Origin of the sequence: Synechococcus sp. R55.7 (genome assembly GCF_047461955.1) — a bacterium.
Lineage (GTDB): Bacteria > Cyanobacteriota > Cyanobacteriia > Thermostichales > Thermostichaceae > Thermostichus.
Genome location: NZ_JANSIC010000297.1, coordinates 1 through 2,381, shown reverse-complemented (window position 1 = coordinate 2,381; position 2,381 = coordinate 1). Strand labels below are relative to the sequence as shown.

Genomic DNA, 2,381 nt, shown 5'->3' with positions numbered 1-2,381 from the left:
CTGAACCGAGCTTGGGGAAAGTGCCTGGGTGAACCCTCTCCCCCTCTCCGCAACTTTATAGGTACGGTCAGAGATTTCTGCTCCGCGTGCAGTCTACACCATCCCCCGCCCCCCACAGGGTGGGGATTTTTGTCTCTCGGTAGCAGTGATGTCGCCATCTTTTAAACCCAGAGATGAATCCGAAGCTTGGCCTGATACGTAACTTATTTGGCCTGTTCTCTGACCGAGGAGCTTTTTCCATGTTGTTGATCGGTTTTGCCCTTCGGCCTCGTTCAATTTTCGAGGTTTTTTGCGGCTTTTGCCTGGTTGCTGTCTTGTTTCTCAGCGGTTAAGGAAGCTTTACAAATCTCACAACCCCACTTCTACCCATTGCTAACTTTGGCCCTGGACATATTCACATTGCTCAGCCGCAGCCAGGACAATCTTTCGCCCAGGCCACAGGGCCGGTGGTCTTTGTCTTGAACATGTTGCCGAATCCAGGCAATCAGTCGGGGAATTTCCGACTGGAAGCCAACCTCACCCCTGAGCAAGTCTCCAGCTTTTTGGCCGGAGCTTACTACATCAACATTCACACGCAGGCCAACCCGCCGGGCGAGTTGCGAGCCCAGGTGGTTTTCCCTCGCTAAGGTTTGATCCAGTACCCCATCTGGGATCCCCGCAGGTGAGGGGATCCCTAATTTTTGCGGACGGATTGGCTGTTCTGTGAACTCCCCCACGGTCAGTCGTGCCGGCAGGACAGAGTTTCTGTGTAGCTCCTGGCCAGCAGCTTTCGGTAGTCCTGGAGCTGGCCTGCCAGTCCCCTTTACAGAGCGAGCTGTAGGCTTCACCTCTGGGCTAGCTGTGGAGCGCCAAGGGAATAACTACACAGGTTGTTGCCCACCTACAATGGCCCGACAGCGAATGTAGGGGCCGCCCGCATCCACCTTGGCCGGTTGACCCTTGCCACAATGGCCGGATCCCAAGTCCCACAGGAAGTCCCGCGAGACGGCATCCACCGATTGCAGCACCTCAAAAGCATTGCCGGTGATGGTGACACCGCGCAGCAACTCCGCCAGCTTGCCATCGCGAATGCGGTAGGCCCGCTCTACCCCAAACATAAACTCGCCCGTGGAGTCCGCCTGCCCGTTCCTGGCCCCATCCAGGAAGTAGCCATCGGGAGTGCTGGCGATGATTTCCTCTAGCGTTTGGGATCCGGGTTCAATGAAGGTGTTGCGCATGCGGATCAAAGGCTCATCGGCATATTCCCAGGCGCGGGCATTGCCGGTGGGCTCTACGCCAAAGTGGGCAGCAGTTTCGCGGTTGTGGAGATAGCTGACCAGAATGCCGTTTTGGATGATGGTGGTGCTTTGGGTAGGAACGCCCTCGTCGTCCACAGGAAGGGTTCCCCCTGCCCCCGGCATAAACTCTGAATGGCCGGAGTCTTTGAGGGTAACCCAGTCGCTGGCCACCCGCTGCCCCAGCTTGCCGGCAGCCACAGAACCCGCCAGAACAAAATCCGCCTCGACCGTGTGGCCAATGGCCTCGTGCACCAACAGCCCCACGATGGAAGGCGACAGAATAACCGTGGCCCATCCCCCTTCTGCGTAGCCTGCGGACAATAAATCAACCGCGGTAGCAGCCGCCTTTTCCGCCATCTGCAAGGGATGCGAGCGGAACAGGCAATCCCATCCCCCTGTTACCCCAATGGCCTCGGAGCCACTGCTGAGCTGGCCGGCAGCTTCGGCCACCGCCTGAACTCGCAGCTCGGGGCGCACCAGACGAAAGGCCACATCCGCCCCATCGGTGGTGACGATGGCTTTTTCCTCGTAAATCTCGTTGTAGGTGCAACTGGCGGAGCTAATTTGGCGAGAGGCCTGCCGGGCCTGCGCCTCGGTTTCCAAAGCCAACTGGATCTTCGCCTCCAGCGGTTTGTTCAACACCTCCTCCACACCGGGCTCGCAGAACTCCCCTTGGGCCAGCCGCACACTGGGCAGGGATCCCAGCTTTTGTTTGCGGTAGTCGGCGCTGGCTTGGGCGGCACGGCGAGCTTCAGCGATGGCCTCCCGAATGGCAGCCGGCGAGGGATCCCCGGTGGCAGCAAAGCCCCAAGTGCCGGCCTCCAACACCCGCACCCCCACTCCGGAACGGCGACGAACCGCGGTGCGCTCAAGGCGGCCCTTCTCGGCAGTGATGCTGCGGAACACCTTGCTGTGGTAGCGCAGTTCCACAAAGCCAGAGCAGTCCCGAAGGATGTCGCGCAGAAGGTCTCGCATAGCAACAGGGAGATGGGTGTAGTCCTCAGTCCAGCATAGCCCGATCCTGGAAAGTCGATGAGCTGCCACGCCGAGTAAACTACCCGACACCCGCGCTATGCGCAGGGTGCGAGCTTTATCCCAATCCCT

Annotated in this window: 2 protein-coding genes; one reads left to right on the top strand and one right to left on the bottom strand. The window is 59.4% G+C overall.

All coding sequences use genetic code 11. The features are described 5' to 3' along the window. Positions 1–368 precede the first annotated feature (368 nt). Positions 369–626, top strand: a complete 258-nt coding sequence (locus tag NW820_RS11890) for a CHRD domain-containing protein (RefSeq protein ID WP_414374720.1) — start codon at positions 369–371, stop codon at positions 624–626. A gap of 234 nt (positions 627–860) precedes the next feature. Here NW820_RS11890 and NW820_RS11885 read toward each other — a convergent pair. After that, on the bottom strand, positions 861–2,381 hold a 1,521-nt coding region (locus tag NW820_RS11885), incomplete at its 5' end, for a TldD/PmbA family protein (protein ID WP_414407592.1).